This is a genomic window from Pedobacter sp. BMA (assembly GCF_001027745.1).
GTDB lineage: Bacteria > Bacteroidota > Bacteroidia > Sphingobacteriales > Sphingobacteriaceae > Pedobacter.
Genome location: NZ_LECU01000008.1, coordinates 153,281 through 179,032, shown reverse-complemented (window position 1 = coordinate 179,032; position 25,752 = coordinate 153,281). Strand labels below are relative to the sequence as shown.

The following is a 25,752-nucleotide window of genomic DNA, read 5'->3' as shown; positions in this document are numbered from 1 at the left end:
ACGCCAATCACAAGCCTGTCGATTAAGGTATATTTATAATGTTATTATAACCTGCATACCAAACAGAATCCAATCATTATGAACGCTATTAATTATGTATCTCCAAAATCCCATAGGCAACATTATTTTTTTTTGTACCCGATTTTAAGTTTCCCATCGACGTTTAAAAAATGAAATGCTGGTAAAATCTGCGTTTTTAGTTGAAAAGTAACATTTTAACCCCTATTAAATACCGTATTGCCCCTCCCTGGGAATGCTTTTTTAATAGTTACTTTGTTACCAACCAAATACTAAAAACTTAATTATGAGAAAATCCAGACTATCAACAGCAAAGGAAGAGTAACTAACTTCTGGCTTATTTACAAGGATCACTGGGACTTTTAAATGATGGTAAATGCGACGGCATTATCCAGCTAGAAAGTGCTGATGAGCCAATCCTTGATTTCAGATTAAACAAAAAGCAGATCGAATAATCTGGCTCGAGGGCCCTGAGAATTTCTTTTGCCTAAAAACAATTAAACTAACCCAAATAAACATGATGAACAACTACTTGATCGCCGGTTTCCGAAAAACCGGTTGGGCAATGCGCCATCCGTTGCTTGCCTTTGTTTTGCTTGTATTCGCTGTTGCGTGTAAGAAAAATCAAAACTCCACGGCCGCAACTGAATATGACCCAAGCCTGCCCATAACCATTAATTCTTTTACCCCCGATTCGGGCGGTATCCGCACTAAACTTGTAATTAAAGGTTCAAATTTTGGTACTGATAAGTCGAAAGTGAAAGTCTACTTTACAGATACTGAAAAAGATAGGTCAGCTACTATCATTGGCTTAAACAATGAAACGATTTATTGTTTAGTACCTAAAGAAAATGCAGGTTTGAATGCTGTAAAAGTAATGGTGGAGGCGAAGAGCGGAGTAATTACGAAGAAATTCAAATACATAGTTGCACAAAGTGTATCAAATGTTGTGGGGCTAACAACTGTTGTGGGTTCTGTAAATGGATCACTTTCGGATGCCAGGATCCAAAGAACCTTTGGTATTGCCGCGTTGGATAATGACGAACTGATTTCCTTCGAGTCGATGGTCGGTAATGTGAGATATATTTCTATCAACGACAATAAAGTTACTACGCTTCAGACAGGGTTTGATGGTACACAACCCGCTTTAAATAGTACGGGTACGAAATTATATTCTATAGGAAGAAACGTGCCGCATAAAGTATATTTTTATGAAAAAAGTAGTCTTTGGCAGCCGCAAATTCTTGCAGCGCAAATTCCGGGATCAACAGGTATTATATATTCTGCTTGCTTAGATGATACAGAGCAATGGCTCTATTTCAGAGATAAAGATGGCAAATTTGGACGTTTAGAAATCGCGAACCCAACGAATGTTCAGATTCTGAATACTGCCTGCGGAAATGTTGGATCCACTGAATATAGCTATATGGTATATAATAAAATAGAGAGCTGTTTCTACTTTACTGTTCAAAGCACTAATGGTGTGTACAAAGTTAGTAAAGATGGGAAAACAGTGACGGAATACGCTGGTTTTAATGGATTGGGAAAAGCGGATGGAAAACTGCTTGGCGAATCTTCCTTTACTTCACCCACCGGAATGTGCGTGGATAGTGAGGGTAATCTATACGTTGCAGATTCGAACTCAAATTTGATAAGAAAGATCAACCGTAGTACTGGTTATGTATCTACCATAGCAGGAATTGCAGGTGTTTTTGGAGGAGCCAATGGACTACCCCTTGCATCAACCTTTAATTATCCTTACTGTCTGACTATCGATAAAAACGATGTAATATTTATTGGCGAAAGCTGGGGAGTGACAATCCGTAAGCTTGCAATTGAGTAATGTTCAGATCTGTATTTGATTTAATTTATTAACAAGTTAAGCACAACAAAATTTATGAGAAAAATATTATATCTGGTTTTGATGTATGTCTTTACCATGTTTAATGCTGCGTTATATGCGCAGGATAGTGGTAAACTAACAATGTCGGGACAATTAATGGATGAGCAAGGTAAGGAGCTTATTGGCGTATCCATTTTTGTAAAAGGTAACACGAAGATTGGTACCTCGTCAGATTCGGATGGAAGATTCCGTTTGGCAAATGTTCCTAAAGGGAGTACAATTGTTTTCTCCTTTATAGGGTTTGAGTCATTTGAACTCGCTGCAAATGAATCAAAAGATAAAATCAAGGTGGTACTGAAAGAAAATGTTAGCGATTTCGAAGAGGTTCAGGTGGTAAGTCTTGGTACACAACGTAAGATAACTACAACGGGATCAATCAGCACTATTAACGTAAAGGATTTACAAGTTCCTGCAACTTCTCTGAGTAATATGCTTGGTGGAAGAGTGCCGGGTATTGTTGCTGTACAACGTAGTGGTGAGCCGGGAAGTAATTTTTCCGAATTCTGGGTTCGGGGAATCAGTACTTTCGGTGCGAGTGCTTCAGCCTTAATTTTGATTGATGGGGTAGAAGGAAATCTGGATAATATAGATCCTTCCGATATAGAAAGTTTCTCAGTTTTAAAAGATGCCTCGGCGACAGCCGTTTATGGTATCCGTGGAGCCAACGGTGTAGTTGTTGTTACTACTAAGAGAGGTAAGGCCGGTAATTTAAAATTGAATTTTAAAGCCAATTCTACCTTCACCAAATCGGCAAGGATGCCGCAATATGTAGAAGCTTATGATTACGCTTCACTGGCGAATGAAGCAAGGCTGGGGAGAGGGCAGGCTGCCATCTATAGTCCTGTAGAATTAGAGTTATTTAGAACTAATTTGGATCCGGATCTTTATCCGAATACAAATTGGAGGGATGTTATCCTAAAAGACGATACGCGTTACTCGCAATATAATTTGAACATTTCCGGAGGTGGTACTGCTGCCAGGTATTATATGAGTTTAGGTTATCTGAATCAGGAGGGTATTTTTAAGCAAGACAAGAATGTGAACCTATATGATGTAAATACCAATTACGATAAATATAACTTTAGAGCCAATATAGATGTAGACCTAACAAAAACGACCAAACTGGCCCTGAATCTTGATGATGCCATAGCGCTTCAAAACTCGCCTGCTTATGCTACTGATAATAAATTTCTTTGGGACACACAAGCTAATGTTACACCTGTAAGTATTCCGGTGAGATATTCCAATGGTCAGCTTGCTGCTTATGGCATTGGTGGCACAACGCCATCTCCCTACTACTTATTAAATTATACTGGATTTAGAAAGACCAATACTAATACTGTAAATGCTAAATTGAGTCTTGACCAGGATTTAAAATCTTTGACGCCCGGCTTAAGTGCCAGAGGGTTGTTCTCCTGGACTTATTATGGAAGTAATACCGCTAGCCACCCTAAAATGGGAGCCGAAGCATTCCAGGCTTCAGCAGTTTCGGGAAGGGCTAACGATGGAAAATTAATAACATCAAGAACAATTGCTTCCTCTGATGCCGGTTATGGGCAAGGCTCTTTAATTACCCGTCAAATGTATATAGAGGGACAAGTGAATTATAACCGCACATTTAATTCCGTACACAATTTTACAGGTCTCCTACATGTGTACAGACAGGAAGATATCACTTCTAGTCTTACTGCCTATAGCGATCCTTATATGAGTGTTATCCCGCTTAGAACACAAGCGCTTTCTGGTCGTTTAACCTATTCTTACAAAGACACCTATTTATTAGAAGGTAATGCTGGTTATTCCGGATCCGAAAACTTTAAACCAGGTGAGCAATATGGTTTTTTCCCTGCTCTATCTGCCGGATGGATCCCTACCCAATATGAATGGGTAAAAGAAAATATCAAGTTTGTAGATTATTTTAAAATCCGTGGATCATGGGGTAAAGTCGGGAACGCAAAAATTTTAAACTCCGATAACAGGTTGGTGCGTTTTCCATATCAAACTATCTTAACCTCAGGAGGTAACGATTGGGGAAATACCATTGTTGAAAGTAAGGTTGGAACAAGTGGATTAAAATGGCAAACCTCAACTAAATACGATTTAGGGTTGGACGTAAAATTCCTTAAAAGTAAATTTGATTTAACCGTGGATGCTTTCTTAACAAAAGCAGATGATATCTATCAGCAACGGGTATCAATACCAGACGAGGTAGGTGCAGCTCAAGCGCCATACCTCAATGTGGGCTCGATGAAAAGCTGGGGTATGGACGGTAATTTAACTTATTTTCAAAATCTGAGTAAGGATGTTTCCCTAACGGTTAAAGGTAATTTTACCTTTTCCAGAAATAGAGTTACACATTGGGAACAAAGTGGTTTAAACTTTCCTTACCAATCGTACAGCGATGTACCTTATGGTGTGCAAAGAGGCCTGGTTGCGTTAGGATTGTTTAAAGACAAAGCCGATATCGCAAATAGTCCTATACAAACTTTTATGGCCAACTATTTGCCTGGCGACATTAAATATAAAGACATTAACGGTGATGGTGTCATTAATACAGATGATGTTGTTCCCCTTAACTATTCCAATGTACCACGTGTAATTTATGGTTTGGCAACAGCGCTAACCTATAAAAAATGGACATTTAATGTGTTCTTTACCGGTCAGGATCAGGTTGGCTATTTTCTTGGTGGCGCAGGTTACTATCCGTTTTCAGGAGAATCTACCGGGAATGTGCTGAGTATTGTAGCTGACCCGGGCAACCGTTGGATTCCGGCCACCGTTTCAGGAACTTCGGCTACGGAGAATCCAAATGCACGTTTTCCCCGTTTAACCTATGGTGCAAATAATAACAATAATCAGGCTTCCACATTCTGGATGGCAGATGCATCTTTTCTGCGCTTAAAAAATGTTGAAGTATCTTATAAACTCGACAATAAATTCTTAAAACGTTATGGCATATCTTCAACTACATTTAGTATTGTTGGCGATAACCTTAAAGTTTGGGATAATGTTAAACTCTGGGACCCTGAACAGGCATCCAATAATGGAGCTGTATATCCGCTTCAAAGAATGTACACCCTGCAAATGTTTGTAACGTTTTAAACTAATTATTCAGATGAACACGAAACTTAAAATATTATTCGCAGTTATTATATCCGGTGTGATAGGCACAGGATTAAGTTCCTGCAAAAAAGACTACCTTAATGTGGATGAGTATCTCTACGATATGACCAATATAGATAGTGTATTTGCCAACCAAGATAAATTACGGACTTACATTAATGGAATAGCCTCCTACCTTCCCGATGAAGAGAGGTTGTGGACCAATTCATGGGCTCCTTTTCAGCAGGCAACCGACGAAAACTTTACTTCATGGAATGATGGAAGTCATGCAGGAATAAAACTGATGGTAAATGAAATTACGCCTTTTGCAGCCAATACCTATTTTAATAATTATGCTACCTGGTACAAAGGCATCCGTAAAGCAAATACTGTTATTGCAAGGATAGATGAAGCAAAAGGCCTGTCCATCACATCTAAGCGCCAATATTTAGGTGAAATGTATTTCTTTAAGGGATATTTCATGTACCTCCTTATCCAACAATACGGACCTGCTGTGATTCCTCCGGATGACTTGTCTGATTTGAATGATGATGGAGAGTCACTCTCACAAGAACGTAGCAGTTATGATGATTGCGTGGCCTATATTGTAAAAAACATGGAGTTGGCAACAGGGTACCTGTCGGCAAATCAGGAGGCTTTAAGTGATATTTATCGTCCAACATCAGGCGCAGCGATGGCCACAATGTCACGCGTGCTACTCACTGCAGCAAGCCCGATGTTTAATGGCAACCGATCTTATGGCAATTGGTTGCGAAAAGATGGCACACCTTTTATATCCCAAACTTACAATAATGATAAATGGGGAAAAGCTGCTGCTGCCGCTAAACGTATTATGCAAACCGGTTTATACGAATTGTTTACCTATCCTAAAAGTACTGATACAGATCCTTTGGCACCAAATGTGCCAAGTGCAAATTATCCCAACGGTGCTGGAGGTATCGATCCTTACCGTTCTTATAAGTATAGTTTTATCGGAGAAATTCCGGCGAATGCCAATCGTGAAGTCATATGGTGTACAAATGTTAACCCACTAGGTAGTGGTTCTTCTTTAAACTTGTCTACTATTGCACTTTTGGGCGGTTGGAATGGTCTTAATCTAACACAAGATCTGGTGGATTCTTACAGAATGAAAGATGGAAATAGCATCAGCCGTTCAAGTACTGCTTATCCTTACCCTAGTAATTCTGAAGCCTATCTCTCCATTCCGGCAGCTAAAACCTATTCGGATGTCCAATTAACAGCCAATACCGCTCGGATGTACAACAATCGTGAGCCGCGCTTCTACGCAACAATTGGATTTAATCATTCGTATTGGAAAGGTACCTCTTACACTGGAAGCAGTCCCTATACCAATCTTGAAGTTACCTATTATTCCAATGGAAATGCTACCCCTACAATCAATAGTCCGAATGATTACAACCATACCGGCTATACTTGCATTAAGTACAATCACCACACCGATAATATACAAGCCTCATCAGCTATAAGGGCCAAGACATTTCCGATCTTTAGATATGCCGAAGTGTTGTTGAACTATGCTGAGGCGTTAAACGAAATGAACGGGTCGTATACTGATGCAGCTACAGGAACCGTAGTGACCAGAGACTTATCAGAAATACAAAATGCCTTTAACCGCGTAAGGTTTAGGGCAGGTATGCCGGGTTTATCTGTACAGGAACTGGCAAGTCAGGCAACAATAAGGGAAGCCATTAAGTTGGAGCGTAAAATAGAATTTGCCTGCGAAGGGCGCAGATACCACGATTTACGCCGTTGGCTTGATGCACCCGATGCTATGAGTAAACCTGTAGTTGGTATGAATGTGAAGGCAACAACAGGTCAGAAAGATTTGTTTTATACACGTACCACGCTTGTTGAACCTTTAACTACGCGGGTTTGGAGCTTTAAGATGTTTTTCTGGCCTATTCCGCTAAATTCCATGAATAAAAATTCCAAGCTGGTGCAAAATCCAAGTTGGTAGTAATTGAAATTAAAGAGATAATTTATTTGAGATGATAAATAATTTAAACTGATGAAGAAATTAAAATTTATATTATACTCGTTTATAACCCTTACTGTAGTGTTTGGTGGTTGTAAGAAGAAAGATAATCCACTAGATAAAGAGCAGTATATCAAACAGGTTTATCTTGTGGGAGCAAATAGTTCCAATAACGAGGGACGGACAATAATAAAAGCGAATTATTTGAATGGGGCCGATGCTGAAGCTTCTTTCAACTTATCTGTGGCTACTGGCGGAAGCTTAAATATAGACAGAGATGTAACTGCAACTATTGCCGATGCAGGGCTCGCACAGATCACCAGATATAATAGCTTGTATTTATACAGGTCTACGGATATCAAGATTCGTAAACTAAATGATCTTTTTTATAGAATTCCGAGTAAAAATGTCTTGATCAAAGCAAACGAAGTAAATGGTACAACTCCCGTATACGTTAAAACGGCAGGTCTGCAACCAGATTCATTATATGCCTTTTCAGTAAAGATAGCCTCCGTATCGGAACCTGATTACATTTCAATACGAAAAACGGATACTGTATTGATGGTGTCTCTAAACCTTATTAATGCTTATTCAGATTATACTTACAAAGTGGTAGGTACCTATTATCCGCTTAATACTCCAACAAATGTTACATCTGTATCTCTTACTGCCAGACAACTAAAGGCCACAAATTACAATACGGTGCGTTTTTATCATTTGGATAATAAAGAAGAATATGCCAACATAGCTCCTTTTGGCGTTAAAATGCAGGTTGCCGTTGATAATACATTGACAATTAGTGCATGGGGAACACTGAATGTTACCGCCGGAGGTGGAACATATAACCCGGATACGAAAACATTTAATGCCTGGTATAATTACGTGGTCAGCGGGGTTACCTATCAGTTTAAAGGAACATTTACGGCTACAGTACCGCCGGCAGTTTAATGCCGCGATAATGAAAAATATAGTCAATGATAATGATTAAAACGTATTCAATTTTGCGGGGCGGCTCAATAGGTAGCATAACCAGAACATTGGTTATAACCTATCATTATAAGATGATTTTACGGTTCAGCTTTTAAGATTTTAGTTAATAACCTTCAGCTTAATATTTGTAAAGGGCATATAAAGTTTCCGACTTTATATGCCCTTTTTTATGAACTTATTTTTGATTAAGATGAGGGTTGTATCTGTTAAAATAGGTTTATTTTCTATAATGGGATTCGGGTAATTTTACAGTATTGATCAGGGTTAAGAAGAGCTAATAAATAGCAGAAACGATTAGGTTTTGATGATGAATTACTTCTTCATATTTAAACGTTCATTTGACGCTTTAAAAATTAAAATAAGGGGTGAATCAACACTTTTGTTACATAATTTAACAGTTTAGCCCCTTTTTAATACCATATTACCCCCTGTTAAGGTGGGTAATTTAGTAGTTACTTTGTATTAATCAAGTATAAGGACTGGATAATGAGCTGTGCAGTAGGTAGTCAAGGGCAGATAGATTTATTATGTTAATGACGTTCATGTTACCTTAAAAGGTTTACCTCACGGCTCTATTAAGTACTTCTATAAGAAAACTAATCAACTAATAAATTCCTAAAAATGAGTCGAAATCCATTACAGATGCAAAAGTGCTTTTTGATGTTTCTCATTGCCATATTTCTTTATGGTTTTGGTACAGAAAAAGCAAGTGCGCAGAGCAGCAAAGTAACGATCACGGGACGTATTGCAGACAGTCAATCCAATACGATCCCTGGTGCAACAGTAAAAGAAAAGGGAACAGCTAATGTTACCATGAGCGATAATAACGGCGTTTACAAAATCTCCGTTTCCAAAGGGGCGGTGCTGGAGTTTGCATTCATTGGTTACCAAACCAAAAGCATAACTGTTGCAGACCAAACCCAGATTAACATAACCTTATCGGATGACGAGGCTAAGAGTTTAGACGATGTAGTGGTAGTAGGGTTCGGTAAACAAAAAAAGGTTAACCTAACCGGAGCGGTGGGTACGGTTGATGCCAAGGCATTGGAAAGCCGTCCGGTTCAAAACGTAACGCAGGCACTTCAGGGCTTAATACCCGGATTAAATATTGGGCAGAATAATGGCTCTCTTGAAAGCACAGCAAGTATCAATATTCGTGGAACAGGCACTATCGGAAGTTCATCCTCAAGCCCTTTAATTTTAATTGATGGAATGGAGGGATCTTTGAATGCATTGAATCCACAAGATGTTGAAAGTATTTCCGTTTTGAAGGATGCATCTGCTTCATCCATTTATGGCTCAAGAGCTGCGTTTGGGGTGATACTTGTAACTACGAAAAGGGGTAAAGCAGGCAAGGTTCAGGTAAATTATAACAACAGCTTCAGGATTACAAGTCCGGTTTTGTTACCTGAAATGATGGACTCTTATACTTTTGCACTTTATTTCAATGATGCTAGTGTGAATGGTGGTAATGCACCGCATTTTGATGCCGCTAAATTAAAGCGGATTAAAGATTTTCAGGATGGGAAAATCACTTCGACAATCATTCCGAGTCCAAATAATGCTTCACGCTGGGCTGATGGTTATGACTTCGGTAATGATAATAATGATTGGTATAAAGTGATGTACCGCGACAATAGTTTCTCCCAGGAGCACAACATCAGCCTAACCGGAGGAACTGAAGCGACTTCTTACTTTCTTTCAGGAAACTATCTGGATCAAACCGGAATGATGAAATTTAATCAGGATGGTTATAATCGTTATGGCGCCACTGTTAAGGTAAATACGAAAATAGCAGATAATTTAACGGCGAATTATAGTAATCGTTTTTTACGGGAAACTTACCATCGTCCCTCGGCGTTAACAGACGGGTTTTACGAAGCAATAGGAAGGCAGGGATGGCCCACTTTACCATTATATGATCCTAATGGATATCTATATAGTTCACCATCTCCAGCATTAGAGATGGCAGAAGGGGGAGAGGATAATCAGGCAAAAGATTGGATGTATCAGCAAATTCAACTGGTATTTGAACCTGTTAAAGGCTGGAAGACTTTTGCAGAAGCCAACTACCGTACACAAACACAGTTCCGCCATTGGGATTCGCAACAAACCTATAATCACGACGTTAATGGGGTACCTTATTTATATAAAAGAACCTCAAATGTATACGAATACGGATTTAAAGAAAATTATTTTAATACCAATATTTACTCTGAGTATTCAAAAAGCCTAGCTAAGCATAACTTCAAAATTATGGCTGGTTTCCAGTATGAGGATACCAGATATCGCGATTTTAGTGCCCAGCGAAATGGCATCATTGTTTCTGATATCGCCACCCTGAATACCACTTCCGGTCTTGATGCTGATGGTAAGGTAATTGCTCCTGTGGTTAATGGTCAATATCAGAATTGGGCTACAGCAGGCTTATTCAGCCGTTTAAATTACGATTACGACGGAATTTATTTATTGGAGGCAAACCTTCGCTATGACGGATCATCGCGTTTTCGTTCTGATAAGCGTTGGGGATGGTTTCCTTCAGTATCGGCAGGGTGGAATATTGCCCGGGAGAGTTTCTGGAAAGACCGGTTTGAGTTTGCCAATACTTTCAAAATACGGGCCTCTTATGGTAACTTAGGTAATCAGAATACGAACAATTGGTACCCTACTTATTTGACCATGCCAGTTGGTACTGCTAACGGTGCCTGGTTAATTGATGGTGCAAGGCCAAATACAGCAAGTGCACCTGGCATAGTAAGTTCTACTTTAACATGGGAAACCATTAAAAGTTACAATATTGGGTTAGATTTCGGATTTCTGAAAAACAGATTAACCGGATCATTTGACTGGTACAATCGTAAAACCCTAAATATGGTTGGCCCGGCTCCAGAGCTTCCGGTAATCCTCGGAACACCTGTACCACAAACCAATAACACAGATTTAAAATCATTGGGTTTCGAATTTGAAATCGGATGGAATGACCGTTTGAAAAATGGACTGGGCTATAATGTGAAATTCTTATTATCCGATTATCAAACAACTGTTACACGTTATCCAAATGCTACCATGTCGCTCAATACTTACAGAACCGGTCAGAAGCTTGGTGAGATATGGGGATATAGTACAATAGGTATTGCGAAAACTCAGGCAGAAATGAATGCCCATCTGGCAACACTAAGTAATGGTCAGTCTGTATTTGGCTCACAATGGGCTGCAGGTGATATCATGTATGCTGATTACAACAAGGATGGAAAACTAGATTGGGGAAGTTGGACTCAGGGTGATTCCGGAGATGCTCACCTGATTGGTAATAATACCCCGCGTTACCGTGTAGGTTTAGATATCAATCTGGATTATAAAGGTTTCGACTTCAGGGCATTTTTCCAGGGTGTTTTAAAGCGGGATTACTGGCAGAGCAGTTACTTCTTCTGGGGAGCAACATCTGATAAATGGTGGTCGACAGGTTTAGTTCAACATGAGGATTATTTCAGGAACGATCCGAATAGTCCGCTTGGTTTAAACTTAGATTCTTATTATCCAAGACCAACATTCGGTTCAGGTAAAAACCAGCAAACCCAAACAGGATATCTACAGGATGCATCTTACATCAGATTGAAAAATATTCAGTTGGGCTATTCTTTGCCCAATAAGCTGATCAAAAAAATCGGTGCCCAGAAACTCAGGGTATTTGCCTCTGGGGAAAACCTGGTTACCTGGACAAATCTGGCTGAAATGTTTGATCCGGAAACGATTGATGGAGGAGCGAACGGAAGTGTATATCCGTTATCTAAAGTGCTTTCATTTGGTTTAAGTTTAACCTTTTAATCGAACAACATGAATTTTTATAAAGTTAAAATACATATTCGTTTAGCAGCTTTAGTTGCTACTATCCTTTTATTTGGGGCTTGCAAAAAAGCGTTAGATAAGGAACCCATGTCAAACATTACTCCTGAAAAATATCTTCAGGAAGAAGGCCAGCTTGCTGCGTATGCCGTTGCCCGGTATCCCGATATTCTTCCATCACATGGAAACTGGTCATTTGGAACTTTTGGTACTGATGGAAATACCGACAATATGGTGATTCCGGCATTAGATAATAAGTTTATTCCAGGGCTATGGCGTGTCGAAGCAACTGGTGGGGATTGGAGTTTCACCAATATTTACCAAACAAATTATTTTTTGAATACAGTGCTGCCCCGTTGGAAAGCAGGGCAAATTGTAGGAAATGCCGACAACATTAAACAATACATTGGTGAGATTTATTTTTTGAGGGCATATGAATATTTTAAAAAGCTGCAAACGCTGGGTGATTTTCCAATAGTGAGAGGAGTGTATCCTGACGAAAAGGAAATTCTAACGCAAATTAGTAAAAGGCAACCCTGCAATGAAGTTGCAAGGTTTATTATATCCGATCTTGATTCTGCAGCTTTGCTTTTAAAAGCTTCTCCGGTATCATCAAAAAACAGAATTTCCAAGGAATGTGCTCAATTATTGAAGTCGCGTGTTGCCCTTTTTGAAGGCACTTGGCTGAAATATTTCAAAGGAACAGCTTTTGTGCCTAATGGACAGAACTGGCCTGGTAAAGCTAAAGATTATAACGCGAGCTATCAATTTCCATCGGGGACAATTGAATCAGAAATTGACTACTTTTTAACTCAGGCCATGGCATCTGCCAAGGTTGTTGCTGACGCTATAGCACTGGTTTCAAATACAGGTACCATTGAATCGCCAAATAATGAGAACCCTTATTTCAATATGTTCAGTGCTACTAACATGTCAGGTTATAGTGAGGTTTTATTATGGAGGCAATATGCTGCGGGATTAGTTACGCACAATGTACCGGTGTATGCCCAAGCGGGTAATTATGCCGTTGGATTATCAAGAAGTATGGTGGAGAGCTTCCTTATGGATAATGGCCTACCCATTTATGCTACAGGAAGTAATTACCAGGGTGACGATTACATTGCGGATGTAAGAAAAAACAGAGATGGAAGGTTAACTTTATTTTTGAAGGAACCTGGTCAAAAGAACGTATTATTAAATGCCGGTCAAGGTACACATGCAACGGCAATTGAACCTACCCCAAGGATTTATGAACCTGGTTATGAGCAGAAGTATACCACAGGTTATACCATTAGAAAAGGCTTAAGTTATGATGCTGCACAGGCAAATAACGGCCAGGGGTATACTGGCAGCATTACCTTTAGGGCCTCCGAAGCTTATCTCAATTATATTGAAGCGAGTTACGAAAAAAATGGACTGATTGATGCTGATGCAACCAGATACTGGCAGCAGCTAAGGGCGAGAGCAAAGGTGAATATTGATTTCCAACAAACGATATCTGCAACTGTGATGTCGAGAGAAACCCAGGATTGGGGTGCCTATTCAGCTAATGCACTGGTATCTCCAACGCTCTATAATATTCGCCGGGAAAGAAGGAGTGAGTTAATGGCTGAAGGGCTTCGCTTCATGGATTTAAAACGCTGGAGAGCTATGGATCAAATGATCACTACTCCTTATCATTTTGAAGGTTTCAAATTGTGGGGCCCGATGAGATCATGGTATACCGCTGCTCAGATCATTTATGGCGCGACCGATACCAAAGCAATTGTTTCGGATCCGGCATTGAGTCTGTATTTGAGGCCACAGGAAATTCGTTCAAATGCTGACTCGTATAAAGGGGCAAGATGGACGATGGCTCATTACCTTAGTCCTATTGCCACGCAGCATTTTAATATTACCTCAACAGGAGGCAATTTTGCAACTTCTCCTATTTATCAGAATCCAGGTTGGTCTACCGCAGGTGGCTCAATACCTACAGGACTTTAATATTTTCTGGCTGCAGGTTTTGTGAAACCTGTAGCCATTACAATTTTCTACACCATGAACCTTAAAAATTTTATTCCCCTCTCACTCCTTTCGTTATTGTTTATGCAGCCTCTCATGGCGCAGAAGAACGACTGGGAAAATCCTGCTTTAGTTGACCAGGGAAAGGAAAAACCGCATGTTGCCTTTATGCTTTTTGATAAGCAAAAAGATGTACTTGACGATGACTATACAAAATCTCCGTACTTTAAATCTTTAAACGGCAACTGGAAGTTCCTTTATGTAGATAAATATGCCGATAGAAGATTAGACTTTTATAAGCCTGAACTGGACGATAGTGGCTGGGCAAATTTAATTGTTCCATCGAACTGGGAGCTGAATGGTTTTGGTATTCCAATCTATACAAATATTACTTATCCACACCCAAAGAATCCACCCTTTATTGGCGAAAACAATCCGGTTGGAACTTACAGGAAAACATTTACGGTGCCCGAAAACTGGTCGGGTAAAGAAACGATAATTCATTTCGGATCAATTTCGGGTTGCGCCTTTATCTACGTAAATGGTAAAAAGGTAGGCATGACCAAGGCTTCTAAAACACCGGCCGAGTTCGATATTACCAACTTCTTAAAACCGGGCAATAACGTGCTGGCTGTTCAGGTTTTCCGCTGGTCGGATGGGAGTTACCTTGAGGATCAGGACTTCTGGCGGTTAAGTGGTATTGAGCGTAATGTATATCTGTATGCAATGCCAAAACAAACCGTTTGGGATTTCTATTTAAAGGGCGACTTAGATAAAACTTATACAGATGGCTTGTTCAGTGCGGATGTTGATATTCGCAAATTCGCCAAAAATGCGCCTTCAACAGGGGCTGTTACCGTTAGCTTGCTGGATAAAACCGGGAAAACCGTTTTCACTAGAAAGCAAACATTTAATAGTAATACAGATTCTATCCAAACCGTAAGAGTTGGCGGCACGATCAAAAATCCTTTAAAATGGAATGCTGAGCAGCCAAACCTATATGATTGTATTATAACCTTAGATGATGCAAAAGGGAAACAGGTAAGTGTAACTGGTGCAAAAGTCGGCTTCAGAAAAGTTGAAATTAAAGATGCTCAGCTTTTGATTAATGGCGTTGCTACGTTTGTACACGGCGTTAACCGCCATGAACACGATGATGTAACAGGACACACCACTACTAAAGAACTGATGTTGAAAGATATCCGTTTAATGAAGGAGCTCAACATCAATGCTGTGCGCTTATCTCACTATCCTAACGATCCGCTATGGTATAAATTATGCGATGAATATGGTTTATATCTGGTGGATGAAGCGAACATTGAAACACACGGAATGGGGGCTGAATGGCAAAGCTGGTTCGATAAGGCTAAACATCCGGCATATATGCCTGAATGGGCTGCGGCACATGTGGATCGTACGGTGCGCATGGTGGAGCGGGATAAGAACCATGCTTCAATCATTATCTGGTCTTTAGGTAATGAATGCGGTAACGGTCCGGTTTTTCACGATAACTACAAATGGATTAAACAACGTGATAATAGCAGGCCGGTACAATTTGAGCAGGCTGGTGAAGACTGGAACACCGATATCGTATGCCCGATGTATCCAAGTATCGGTTCAATGAAGAAATATGCCAACGATGCTAGCAAAACCCGTCCATATATTATGTGTGAGTATGCCCATGCCATGGGAAACAGCAATGGTAATTTTCAGGAATATTTTGATATCATCAGAAGCAGTAAACACATGCAGGGTGGCTTCATCTGGGATTGGGTAGATCAGGGTATTAAAACTAAAGATGCCAATGGAAAAACTTTTTGGGCCTATGGTGGTGATTTAGGAGGGTTTTACTGGCAAAACGATGAGAATGGCGTGGCAGATGGTATGATCAGCTCAGATCGTATTCCTGATCCGGGAGCTTATGAAATCAAGAAAATTTATCAGAACATTTTGTTTACTTCAAATACTGCCTCAAAGGGGAATATTACGGTAGAAAACTTATTTGACTTTACTAATCTTGATCAGTATAGTTTCAAATGGGAACTACTGAGCAATGGGAAAGTAGTTAAAGAAGGAGCTTTTGCCGTAAGTTTAAGTCCGCATGCAAAAAAGGATGTTCAGCTGAACCTGCCAATGTTTAAATCTGTTGCCGGCACAGAATACTTTCTGAATGTATTTGCATATAGCAAAAAAGCAACAGCAATGCTTCCTGCCGGATTTGAAGTGGCTAAAGAGCAGTTCGGGTATGCCGGTAATTTCTTTGCTAAAGAAATAAGATCTTCTGCAGATTTAAAGGTAAAAACAGAAGGCAACAAACTTTCTTTTACAGCCGGCGGCGTAAGTGGGGAGTTTGATATCAAATCCGGTCGATTTGTTCATTACAATATTAATAAAGGTAGAGACTTCAACCGCTTTCCCGAGCCATATTTCTGGAGGGCGCCAACCGATAATGATTTTGGCAATAACATGCCTCAAAGATTAGGGATCTGGCGTTCGGCCCATGAAAGCCGTAAGCTGGTTTCAGTTGACGTGGCAAAACAAGCCGATAGCGGGTTGGTAATTAAAGTAAATTATGTGCTGAATAGCGTTGCAGTTCCTTACGTGATTAATTATCTGATTAATAATGATGGGTCGGTAAAAGTAACGGCTACTATGGATTTGGCTGGTAGAGAATTACCTGAGCTGCCACGTTTTGGTATGCGTACGGAGCTTCCTAAATGGTACGATAATCTGAAATACTATGGCAGAGGCCCTCACGAAAATTACAGTGACCGTAATTTTGCCTCTTTTGTAGGTGTTTACGAGGATAAGGTAGAGAATCAGTATTATAAAGGATATATCCGTCCGCAGGAAAGTGGCAATAAAACTGATGTACGCTGGTTAAGCTTAACAGATGATAAAGGAAACGGAATTAAAATTGAGGGTACTCAACCGCTTTCGTTTACAGCTATTAATCACTCTACTGAGGATTTGGATCCGGGTTTAACCAAAAAACAACAGCATCCGACAGATTTACCTGTGAGGAATAATTTGTTCCTGAATATTGACCTGAAGCAAAGAGGAGTAGGCGGTGATGACAGCTGGGGAGCCTATCCGCATGCACAATATCGGTTAACAGATCAGAAATATACCTACAGTTATACCATTTCATTATTAGGCAATGCACAGGCTGATGCAAAATAACACGCGCTTTCACATCATCTTTATTAGTTTAGTTTTAGCATTACAATCCTGCGCCATTAAAAAGGCGCAGGTTGTAAATTCTGCGACTGACGGATACCAACTGGTTTGGGCTGATGAATTTGAGAAAGATGGAGTTCCGAACCCCCCCAACTGGACTTATGAGAAAGGTTTTGTGCGAAACCATGAATATCAATGGTACCAGCCAGAGAATGCTTTTTGTAAAGGTGGTTTTCTGGTGATTGAGGCCAGAAAGGAACAGAAGGCTAATCCGAACTTTGTTGCGGGGAGCCGTGACTGGCGTAAATCCAGAAAAGATATCGATTACACCTCAGCCTGCCTGATTACCCGTGGGCTCCAACATTTTCAGTATGGCCGTTTTGAAATGCGTGCGCGTATCAATATCAGTGATGGCCTTTGGCCTGCTTTTTGGACGCTGGGAGAGAAAGGGAGCTGGCCGGCCAATGGTGAGATTGATATTATGGAATATTATAAAGGTAAAATCCTGGCTAACATGGTCAGTACCGCTAAGGATGGCAAGCAAAAATGGTTTAGCAAAACTAAACCTGTAGCGGAGTTAGGAAGCGAAAAGTGGGCAAAGCAATTTCACGTTTGGCGTATGGATTGGGATGAGGAATCGATTAGTTTATTTGTTGACGATATGCTCTTGAACAAAGTTCAGCAACGTGATCTGGATAATGACGACCGTGCTGGCTTGCATCCTTTTAAACAGAAGCATTATATTTTGCTGGATCTGGCCATCGGTGGTGATAATGGGGGTGACCCTACAAAGACACATTTTCCTAATCGTTTTGAAATAGATTATGTACGGGTTTATCAGAAATAGGAAATTTGTGTCTTTCTGAGCATAGCTACAGCTTCGCTCTTCTTGCAGTTAGGGATGAACCAGCAGAAGCAATAACTACGAATGCAACGGATAAACATTCTTTCAGTGATAACCGTTCCTGCAAAAATACAAAAGCTGTAATAGAGGCAACTGCGGGTTCCAGGCTCATTAAAATACTAAAAGTCCGGGCTGGTAACTGTTTCAAAGCCCGGATTTCCAGGGTAAATGGGATGGCGCTGGATAGTAAAGCAAGCGCCAGGCCCAATGTAAGTAAATGGGGATTTAAGCGCGCCAGTCCACCGTCTAAAAATACAAACGGGATGATAAGCACTGAGGCAAATACCATTCCAATGGAAACGGCCTGGCCTCCACTCATGATTTTTGAGATTCGTCCACCAAGTACGATGTACGCCCCCCAAAATGCCGCCGCTAGCAAAGCCAGTAAAATTCCTATGGGATCCAGCCCATTATTGGTTAGGGGGGTAATTAAAACTATTCCTGTTGCAGCAAGCGCAACCCATACAAAATCAACCAATTTCTTTGATCCGAATATTGCCACAACTAAGGGGCCGATAAATTCCAGGGTAACGCCCAGGCCGATAGGAATACGGGCAATTGCCATGTAGAAAACCATATTCATGGCGCCCAGGCACAGACCATAGAGGGTTACATATTTCCACTGTTTATGGCTCAGTTTCGATATGTTCGGCCTGAAAGCAATCAATAAAATTATGGCAGACAAACCGATCCGGAGGGATGCGGTAGCAATTGGTCCGATGCCTGGAAACAGACCTTTGGCTATGGCTGCTCCGCATTGCACACTCAAAATCGACAATAACACTGCCGGAATTGGAGGGATATTAAATCTGGTTTTCATTTGGGCTCGTAAATGAGCGGCAAACTTACGCAAATCTAATTCCAGATTGCACAAAAAAGCGCAATGGGGTATCCATTACGCTTTAAAATTGTTTTTCACTTTTTAGCAGAACAATTCCTGTTCATCTCTATTCTCGGTAGGGATTTTCTTTAAAAAATCGTCAAATCCTGATCCGAGGTTATCAGAGTAAATGCCATAGGCATCCAGAATATATCCTATATTTTTTTCCTGATCCTCCACAAGGTACAGTACAGAATTGTCGGCAGGATCTGAATCACCTTCAAAACGATAAGTTTTCACAATCGTTAAATCTTCAGGTTTATAGATCTTGCTTAGCGTTTTGCTTTGCATCTTACCGTGATCGGTTAATTTTAACTCATTATCATTTCCTTTCAGCCTCAATTTCTCCAAAATCTGGCTCAAAGTGTTCATTGCAATTGGCTGTTCCATAGTTATATGATTTTATACTGAGTAAACAAGTGGTTTCTTAAATGGTTTTAATGTAGGTCATTAAATATCAAACCAAATGAACATCAATGTGTTTGATATTAAACTAATTATAATCGTATGAAAAAATATCTTCTAATTTTAGCTGCTGCTGGCGTCACATTTTTTGGTGCATGTACAAAAGCGGATAAAGAGATTGCTACGGCAAACCTTGCGGAAACGGCTGACCCCACTAAATCTATTGGTACTGTTAAGTTTTACGAACTTAGCGATGGAAAAATAAAAATGGATCTGGAACTTAAGTTTGCGGCCAGGGCAGATAGCAACGTTGCTGTTCATTTTCATGAACATGGTGACTGCGGCGATATGGGCGAAAATACCCATGGGCACTGGAACCCAACAAAAGAGAACCATGGTAAATGGGGTTCAGCGGCCTACCATAGTGGCGACATCGGAAACATTATGCTCGACAAAAAAGGTGAAGGAAAAATTTCTGTTACCACAGACCGGTGGAGTACTCAGGAGGGCGATATCAAAAATATTATTGGCCGTGGGATCATTGTTCATGGTGGAACAGATGATTATGTTACACAGCCAACGGGAAATTCAGGTCCGCGAGTTGGTTGCGGGGTAATTGAGGCCATAAAATAGATCGATTTAACATTGGAAAAAAGGGCAGCTAAAATTTAGTTGCCCTTTTTTATGCAATTTCGTGTGGGTTGTCATCATCTCTAAAAAACCTGAACATTATGGCAAATTTAAATGAATCTCAAGGCGGCAAGGCCGTTAAAGGGAGAACAAAAAAATCATCTCCCCGTGTAGACCTGACAGCAATGGTGGATTTGATGTTTCTTCTTACTACATTTTTCATGCTCACGACTACATTAGGGCAATTAAATGCTGCAGACGTGGCCAAGCCTGTGGATTGCGATGACTGTAATGAACCTTATCCCGAATCAAGGACGATGACCATTTTGCTTGGTAAAAATAACCGTGCGGTATCATACATTGGTTTGCCAGCTACGGCTAATATGAAAATTAGCGCGGTTGGGGAAATTGACCAGGAGATTAGGAAGTATAAAACTCTTGTTGCCAGTATCCAGGCCTCGAAACATCTGATTGTGATCATCAAGCCGACTAAACATTCGGTATTTAAAGATTTTGTGGACTTAGTTGATGAGATGAAGATTAACAACATTAAATCTTATACGATTGATGATAAAAATCTTCAGCCGCAGGAGGAAGCATTTTTAAAGGAAAAAGCGCTGTAACAGGTGTTGAATGGTTTTTTGATGCGAATAAAAAGAATAACAAACGCTGAAATTTCAATGAATAACTTGAATACAATTTCCCCGACTTGTTAATTTCGAGAAAATACGCCCCGGCAGTTATTTTAAGCTGTTTTTATTTTCTTTTCTAATTCGATTGAAGCATATGGATATGTTTAATACTACAAATCTATCACGGATATGGTTACATTCGTTTTAATGCCTGGCCAAGCGTGGGCCAAACTTGAAAAGCCCACCAACAGAGTGAGAACCTAAAAAATCACAAAATTCCTATTATGAAAAGTTTAGGTTTAAAAAACCTTAACGTTCAAGAAATGAACACTACGGAAATGAGTCATGCTGATAAAATTATTGTGATTGAAAAGGGGACGGTGATCGAACAGGGTAGGCATCAGGAGTTGAAATATAATTTGTGCTAATTAACAAACCTCAATCAAATGAAAAGGCCCTTCCGGTATTAACGAAAGGGCCTTAATTATTATAAGTTGAAAGATTAAATGCTGAAAGCAGTTTTAACCTGATCTACATAATCTAATTTCTCCCAGGTAAAAAGTTCTACCGTTACGGTTTTTTCTTCTCCGTTAGGGGTTCTGAAGGTTTTGTTAACGGTTTCTGGTGTACGGCCCATGTGACCATAAGCAGCAGTTTCGCTATAAATCGGATTTCTGAGTTTTAAGCGTTGCTCAATAAAATACGGACGCATATCAAAAACAGATTCTACAATCTTTGCAATTTCACCATCAGTTTTACCAACTTTTCCTGTTCCGTAGGTATTGATATAGATACCCATTGGTTTTGCAACACCAATTGCGTAAGATACCTGAACAAGAATTTCTTCAGCAACACCGGCTGCAACTAAGTTTTTTGCAATGTGACGGGTGGCATAAGCTGCACTTCTGTCTACTTTACTAGGGTCTTTACCTGAGAAAGCCCCGCCACCGTGTGCACCTTTTCCGCCGTAAGTATCAACAATAATTTTTCTACCTGTTAAACCGGTATCGCCGTGTGGGCCACCAATTACAAATTTTCCGGTAGGGTTGATGTGGTACTGGATTTTATCGTTAAACAAATGCGCATACTGCGGATTGTTTTTAATAATTCTCGGAATTAAGATATTTACTAAATCTGATTTGATTTTAGCAAGCATTGTTGCTTCCTCATCAAAATCATCGTGCTGTGTAGAGATTACGATTGCATCGATGCGAACAGGTTTGTTATCGTTATCGTATTCTAAAGTCACCTGGCTTTTTGCATCCGGGCGTAAGTATTTAATTTCGTCGTCCTCGCGTCTTAAAACAGCAAGTTCCTGTAATAATTTATGTGAAAGGTCTAAAGCCAATGGCATGTAGTCTTCGGTTTCATTGGTGGCGTAACCAAACATCATACCCTGGTCACCTGCACCTTGCTCTTCTTTGCTGCTTCTGTCTACTCCCTGATTGATATCTTGCGATTGCTCATGAATAGCAGATAAAATGCCGCAAGAATTTGCCTCGAACATATACTCGCTTTTGGTGTAGCCAATTTTTTTAATTACATCACGTGCAATTTGCTGAACGTCAAGATAAGTTTTAGATTTCACTTCACCTGCTAAAATAACCTGACCAGTTGTAACCAAGGTTTCGCATGCCACCTTCGATTCAGGGTCGAATGCTAAAAAGTTATCAATTAATGCATCCGAAATTTGATCGGCTATTTTATCTGGGTGCCCCTCAGAAACAGATTCTGATGTAAATAAATACGACATTTATTATATATTATTAGTGATTAATAAAATTATTGTAATTGCCAAACCCCTTATTTAAACAGGTAGTAAACGGGTTGAAAGGAGGTATTAGCAATTTTTTTAAGTGGTTGCAATCCGGTCCCGATGATTCGGGATAGCAAATCAATCCACTTTTAACGTGTGCAAAATTAGCATATTTTCTTTATTTCAAAAATTATAGATTATTTTGTGCGTTCATTCTTACACTTTGCATACAAAGATCAATATCCTATTTATCATTAACCCCATCTCGGGTGGAAGGGGAAAGCAGGCTATCCCTGATTTCATTGACAAATACCTCGACAAGGAGAAATTTAGTCCGAATTTTGTTTTTACAGAATACCCCGGACATGCAGGCGAGCTGGCTGATGAAGCTTCAGTTAAAAACTTTGACGTTATTGTTGCTGCAGGAGGTGATGGTACCATTAATGAGGTGGCAACACAGGTTTTAAAGCACAACAAAATACTTGGTATTTTACCTCTGGGTTCAGGAAACGGACTGGCCCGCTTTTTAAAAATCCCCAATAATATTCGCTATGCCCTGAATATCATTAACAACTTCCAGGTTGATCAGATTGATTCGGCCGAATTTAATGGTAAATGCTTTTTTAATCTTGCCGGTATCGGCTTCGATGCACACCTTAGCGCTGTGTTTTCAAAAGATAAAAAAAGAGGGCTGTCTGGCTATGTAAAACTTGGATTTCAGGAAGTGTTTAATTACAAGGCCGAAAAGTATATACTGAACATTGATGGTGTAACATTTAAACGGGAAGCATTTGCTGTTAGTGTGGCCAATTCATCTCAGTACGGCAACAATGTTTATGTAGCACCGAACGCCTCGATAAAAGATGGTTTGCTGGATATATGCATAATCAAACCTTTTCCAATAATAAAACTGCCTGTTTTAGGTTATGTAATGTTAAGTGGTAAGGCTGAAACATCGGACATGATCGAAATTATCAAAGGTAAAAAGGTTAAAATAACAAGAGAGAAAGCAGGTGCTGTGCATGTTGACGGAGAGCCTTTGGAGATGGGCGAAATCATCGAAACGCACATTAACCCACTTTCATTGAATATTATCGTTCCATAAGCATTTCATTTAATTTTATGAAACAGAAAAAAAACAGTTTAAGTGATTTGGGGGGAATTATGTTTTCTACCAATCCGGATTTTGAATACGAAGAAGAAGTGGATGATGCCACGACCTTACCGAATAATCAGCAGGATTTAAGGGTAATGCTGGATAAGAAGAACAGGGGCGGTAAAGCCGTAACACTTATTACTGGTTTCCGTGGGCGGTCAGAGGATCTGGATGTGCTGGGTAAAACGCTTAAAACCAAATGTGGGGTTGGCGGATCAGTGAAAGATGGAGAAATTATGATTCAGGGTGATGTTCGTGATAAGGTAATGGGGATTCTCCAAAAAGAGGGGTATAAGGTCAAAAAGGCCGGAGGCTAAATTTACTTAGTGTATTTTTATTGATTTTAAATGTGTTAATAAATCAATTTATGTGGCTGATAATCAGTTGTTTTAATGTTAGTGTAATTGCTACAATATGTAAATTATTGTTGGTTTTTATTTGTTTTTTAGCTTTTTAAGGCGCTACATTTGTCTCACTAACTAACTTATTGTTATGAGCAAAAAGAAACTGCAAGCGCCGGATTTAGCTTACCTAAATCTTGGTAGAAACGTTGCTGTAAAGTACCAATTATCTCATATGGAGCTAATTGATGAAGCGTTGTTGAACAAGGAGGGTACACTAGCCTCTTCGGGAGCTTTGGCGGTTGATACCGGAAAGTTTACCGGCCGTTCGCCCAAAGATAAATTCATTGTTGAAGATGCGGTTACTGCAGATTCGGTTTGGTGGGGCGATATCAACATTAAGTTGAGCCAGCAGCACTTCGAGAGCCTATTCGAAAGAATAACCTATTACCTTCGCGATCAAAAAATCTACGTGAGAGATTGCTTTGCCTGTGCACATCCGGATCATTCACTTTCATTAAGGGTAATCACCGAAACCGCCTATCAGAATCTTTTTGCAAATAACCTCTTTATCCGCCCTGAAAAGGAATCGCTGGGTTTTGTTCCGGAATGGACCGTTATTGCTGCTCCGGGCTTTAAAGCCATTCCTGCAATTGACGGTACGCGTCAGGAAAACTTCTCTGTTATTAATTTCACAAAGAAGATGATATTGATTGGTGGAACCGGTTATACAGGCGAAATTAAGAAAGGAATTTTTTCGGTATTAAACTTTATTCTCCCTATGTATAAAAATACTTTATCCATGCATTGCTCAGCTAATGTTGGTAAGAGCGGAGATACAGCTATATTTTTTGGTTTATCCGGGACAGGTAAAACCACCCTTTCGGCCGACCCGGAACGGATGCTGGTGGGCGACGATGAACATGGCTGGGCAGACGATGCTGTATTTAATTTTGAAGGCGGATGTTATGCTAAATGTGTTGATTTAACCATAGAGAAGGAACCGCAAATCTTTAATGCGATAAAATTCGGTGCACTGCTGGAAAATATTAATTTCTTTCCTTCAACGAAAGATGTTGATTACAGCAATGTGGAGAAAACGGAGAATACCCGTGTGGCTTACCCGTTAGATTTTATAGACAATGCAGTTTTACCATCTGTAGCCGCAGCCCCTAAAAACATTTTCTTTCTTACCGCCGATGCCTTTGGTGTATTACCACCTATTTCAAGGTTAGATGTAGAACAGGCTATGTTTCATTTTATGAGTGGTTACACCGCGAAAGTGGCGGGCACCGAGACAGGAATTACCCAGCCTCAGGTTACTTTTTCAGCGTGCTTTGGTAAGGCCTTTTTACCGCTTCATCCTACAAAGTATGCCGAATTGCTGGGAGAGAAGATGAGGAAAAATGATGTAAAGGTATGGTTGGTAAATACAGGCTGGAGCGGGGGTGGTTATGGAGTTGGTTCACGTATAAAGCTAGGCTATACCCGGGCAATGATCGCTGCCGCGCTGAGTGGCGAACTCGATCATCTTCACTATAAAAAGCACCATGTTTTTAATTTAATGATTCCTTTACATTGCCCTAACGTGCCGAAGGAAATTTTAGACCCCTCGAAAACATGGAACAGTGAAGAAGAATACTTCTTAAAAGCTTATGAGTTGCATAAGGCCTTTGCGGAGAATTTTACTCAATTTGAGAATGCCAAAGTATCAAAAAGATACGATGAAGCGTTAAAATTGTGTTAAAAGCACTTTAAAATGCATTTTTTGTGCTAAAAATTTGCAAATGGAATTTTTTTTAGTTTTTATTGTGAAAGAATTGCCTCCGGCTGAGGCAATTTTTTTGTTATATACACTAGTTGGTTACCGTAAACTAAATCTTAAGTAACGATTTGATTGTTTATCGATTTATTAATTTGTAATTTAAAATCAATTTATAAATTTGTTTTTCGCAACAATATCTGATGACAAACGTTGTGTGTAATACAAA

At 39.9% G+C, this 25,752-nt stretch carries 17 protein-coding genes; 14 read left to right on the top strand and 3 right to left on the bottom strand.

Translation table 11 applies throughout. The features are described 5' to 3' along the window. Nucleotides 1–535: 535 nt before the first annotated feature. The 8 genes from AB669_RS18955 (at nt 536) to AB669_RS18920 (ending at nt 17,904) form a co-directional block, all read left to right on the top strand. Entirely contained in the window at nt 536–1,861 is a 1,326-nt protein-coding gene (locus AB669_RS18955) for an IPT/TIG domain-containing protein (protein ID WP_047800930.1), read from the top strand. Between the two features lie 54 nt (nt 1,862–1,915). Next, a complete protein-coding gene (locus AB669_RS18950) occupies nt 1,916–5,023 on the top strand; it encodes a TonB-dependent receptor (protein ID WP_047800929.1) in 3,108 nt (1,035 codons plus the stop codon). A 13-nt stretch (nt 5,024–5,036) separates the two neighbouring features. Beyond that, nucleotides 5,037–7,022: a RagB/SusD family nutrient uptake outer membrane protein gene (locus tag AB669_RS18945; protein ID WP_047800928.1), complete on the top strand. Its 1,986-nt coding sequence runs from the start codon at nt 5,037–5,039 to the stop codon at nt 7,020–7,022. A 51-nt stretch (nt 7,023–7,073) separates the two neighbouring features. Continuing rightward, entirely contained in the window at nt 7,074–7,988 is a 915-nt protein-coding gene (locus tag AB669_RS18940) for a BT_3044 domain-containing protein (RefSeq protein ID WP_047800927.1), read from the top strand. 684 nt (nt 7,989–8,672) lie between these two features. Next, entirely contained in the window at nt 8,673–11,855 is a 3,183-nt protein-coding gene (locus AB669_RS18935; RefSeq protein WP_082120736.1) for a TonB-dependent receptor, read from the top strand. A gap of 9 nt (nt 11,856–11,864) precedes the next feature. Further along, nucleotides 11,865–13,859, top strand: coding sequence for a RagB/SusD family nutrient uptake outer membrane protein (locus tag AB669_RS18930; protein WP_047800925.1), 1,995 nt, complete (start codon nt 11,865–11,867; stop codon nt 13,857–13,859). 54 nt (nt 13,860–13,913) lie between these two features. Further along, on the top strand, nt 13,914–17,060 hold the full coding sequence (locus AB669_RS18925; RefSeq protein ID WP_047800924.1) for a glycoside hydrolase family 2 TIM barrel-domain containing protein: 3,147 nt from the start codon (nt 13,914–13,916) through the stop codon (nt 17,058–17,060). Next, nucleotides 17,050–17,904, top strand: coding sequence for a family 16 glycosylhydrolase (locus tag AB669_RS18920; protein WP_156166788.1), 855 nt, complete (start codon nt 17,050–17,052; stop codon nt 17,902–17,904). Before AB669_RS18925 ends, AB669_RS18920 begins: the two co-directional genes overlap by 11 nt. A 25-nt stretch (nt 17,905–17,929) precedes the next feature. Here the strand turns inward: AB669_RS18920 and AB669_RS18915 are convergent, their stop codons facing one another. Together AB669_RS18915 and AB669_RS18910 are read right to left on the bottom strand one after the other, a co-directional pair. Beyond that, a complete protein-coding gene (locus tag AB669_RS18915; protein ID WP_047800922.1) occupies nt 17,930–18,781 on the bottom strand; it encodes a DMT family transporter in 852 nt (283 codons plus the stop codon). A gap of 102 nt (nt 18,782–18,883) precedes the next feature. Beyond that, nucleotides 18,884–19,231: a hypothetical protein gene (locus tag AB669_RS18910; protein ID WP_047800921.1), complete on the bottom strand. Its 348-nt coding sequence runs from the start codon at nt 19,229–19,231 to the stop codon at nt 18,884–18,886. A 117-nt stretch (nt 19,232–19,348) separates the two neighbouring features. On the opposite strand from AB669_RS18910, the gene AB669_RS18905 reads away from it, so the two are divergent. From AB669_RS18905 to AB669_RS22230, 3 genes are all read left to right on the top strand, one after another. Next, a complete protein-coding gene (locus AB669_RS18905) occupies nt 19,349–19,879 on the top strand; it encodes a superoxide dismutase family protein (protein WP_047800920.1) in 531 nt (176 codons plus the stop codon). Nucleotides 19,880–19,977: 98 nt separating this feature from the next. Beyond that, nucleotides 19,978–20,499, top strand: coding sequence for a biopolymer transporter ExbD (locus tag AB669_RS18900; protein ID WP_047800919.1), 522 nt, complete (start codon nt 19,978–19,980; stop codon nt 20,497–20,499). A gap of 293 nt (nt 20,500–20,792) precedes the next feature. Then, nucleotides 20,793–20,936, top strand: a complete 144-nt coding sequence (locus AB669_RS22230; RefSeq protein WP_156166787.1) for a hypothetical protein — start codon at nt 20,793–20,795, stop codon at nt 20,934–20,936. Between the two features lie 74 nt (nt 20,937–21,010). On the opposite strand, the gene metK is transcribed toward AB669_RS22230, so the two are convergent. Further along, nucleotides 21,011–22,261: a methionine adenosyltransferase gene (metK, locus tag AB669_RS18895; protein ID WP_047800918.1), complete on the bottom strand. Its 1,251-nt coding sequence runs from the start codon at nt 22,259–22,261 to the stop codon at nt 21,011–21,013. 226 nt (nt 22,262–22,487) lie between these two features. Between metK and AB669_RS18890 the strand changes: the two genes are divergently transcribed. The 3 genes from AB669_RS18890 (at nt 22,488) to pckA (ending at nt 25,508) form a co-directional block, all read left to right on the top strand. Next, entirely contained in the window at nt 22,488–23,369 is an 882-nt protein-coding gene (locus tag AB669_RS18890) for a diacylglycerol kinase family protein (RefSeq protein WP_047800917.1), read from the top strand. Between the two features lie 17 nt (nt 23,370–23,386). Then, complete coding sequence (locus AB669_RS18885; RefSeq protein ID WP_047800916.1) at nt 23,387–23,737, top strand: translation initiation factor; 351 nt, start codon at nt 23,387–23,389, stop codon at nt 23,735–23,737. Between the two features lie 175 nt (nt 23,738–23,912). Beyond that, on the top strand, nt 23,913–25,508 hold the full coding sequence (pckA, locus tag AB669_RS18880; protein ID WP_047800915.1) for a phosphoenolpyruvate carboxykinase (ATP): 1,596 nt from the start codon (nt 23,913–23,915) through the stop codon (nt 25,506–25,508). Nucleotides 25,509–25,752: the final 244 nt, after the last annotated feature.

Bases quoted from the DNA above. Each gene is read 5' to 3' on its own strand.
- AB669_RS18955 (WP_047800930.1), top strand. From the start codon at position 536: ATGATGAACAACTACTTGATCGCCGGTTTCCGAAAAACCGGTTGGGCA.
- AB669_RS18950 (WP_047800929.1), top strand. From the start codon at position 1,916: ATGAGAAAAATATTATATCTGGTTTTGATGTATGTCTTTACCATGTTT.
- AB669_RS18945 (WP_047800928.1), top strand. From the start codon at position 5,037: ATGAACACGAAACTTAAAATATTATTCGCAGTTATTATATCCGGTGTG.
- AB669_RS18940 (WP_047800927.1), top strand. From the start codon at position 7,074: ATGAAGAAATTAAAATTTATATTATACTCGTTTATAACCCTTACTGTA.
- AB669_RS18935 (WP_082120736.1), top strand. From the start codon at position 8,673: ATGCAAAAGTGCTTTTTGATGTTTCTCATTGCCATATTTCTTTATGGT.
- AB669_RS18930 (WP_047800925.1), top strand. From the start codon at position 11,865: ATGAATTTTTATAAAGTTAAAATACATATTCGTTTAGCAGCTTTAGTT.
- AB669_RS18925 (WP_047800924.1), top strand. From the start codon at position 13,914: ATGAACCTTAAAAATTTTATTCCCCTCTCACTCCTTTCGTTATTGTTT.
- AB669_RS18920 (WP_156166788.1), top strand. From the start codon at position 17,050: ATGCAAAATAACACGCGCTTTCACATCATCTTTATTAGTTTAGTTTTA.
- AB669_RS18915 (WP_047800922.1), bottom strand. From the start codon at position 18,781: ATGAAAACCAGATTTAATATCCCTCCAATTCCGGCAGTGTTATTGTCG.
- AB669_RS18910 (WP_047800921.1), bottom strand. From the start codon at position 19,231: ATGGAACAGCCAATTGCAATGAACACTTTGAGCCAGATTTTGGAGAAA.
- AB669_RS18905 (WP_047800920.1), top strand. From the start codon at position 19,349: ATGAAAAAATATCTTCTAATTTTAGCTGCTGCTGGCGTCACATTTTTT.
- AB669_RS18900 (WP_047800919.1), top strand. From the start codon at position 19,978: ATGGCAAATTTAAATGAATCTCAAGGCGGCAAGGCCGTTAAAGGGAGA.
- AB669_RS22230 (WP_156166787.1), top strand. From the start codon at position 20,793: ATGAAAAGTTTAGGTTTAAAAAACCTTAACGTTCAAGAAATGAACACT.
- metK (WP_047800918.1), bottom strand. From the start codon at position 22,261: ATGTCGTATTTATTTACATCAGAATCTGTTTCTGAGGGGCACCCAGAT.
- AB669_RS18885 (WP_047800916.1), top strand. From the start codon at position 23,387: ATGAAACAGAAAAAAAACAGTTTAAGTGATTTGGGGGGAATTATGTTT.
- pckA (WP_047800915.1), top strand. From the start codon at position 23,913: ATGAGCAAAAAGAAACTGCAAGCGCCGGATTTAGCTTACCTAAATCTT.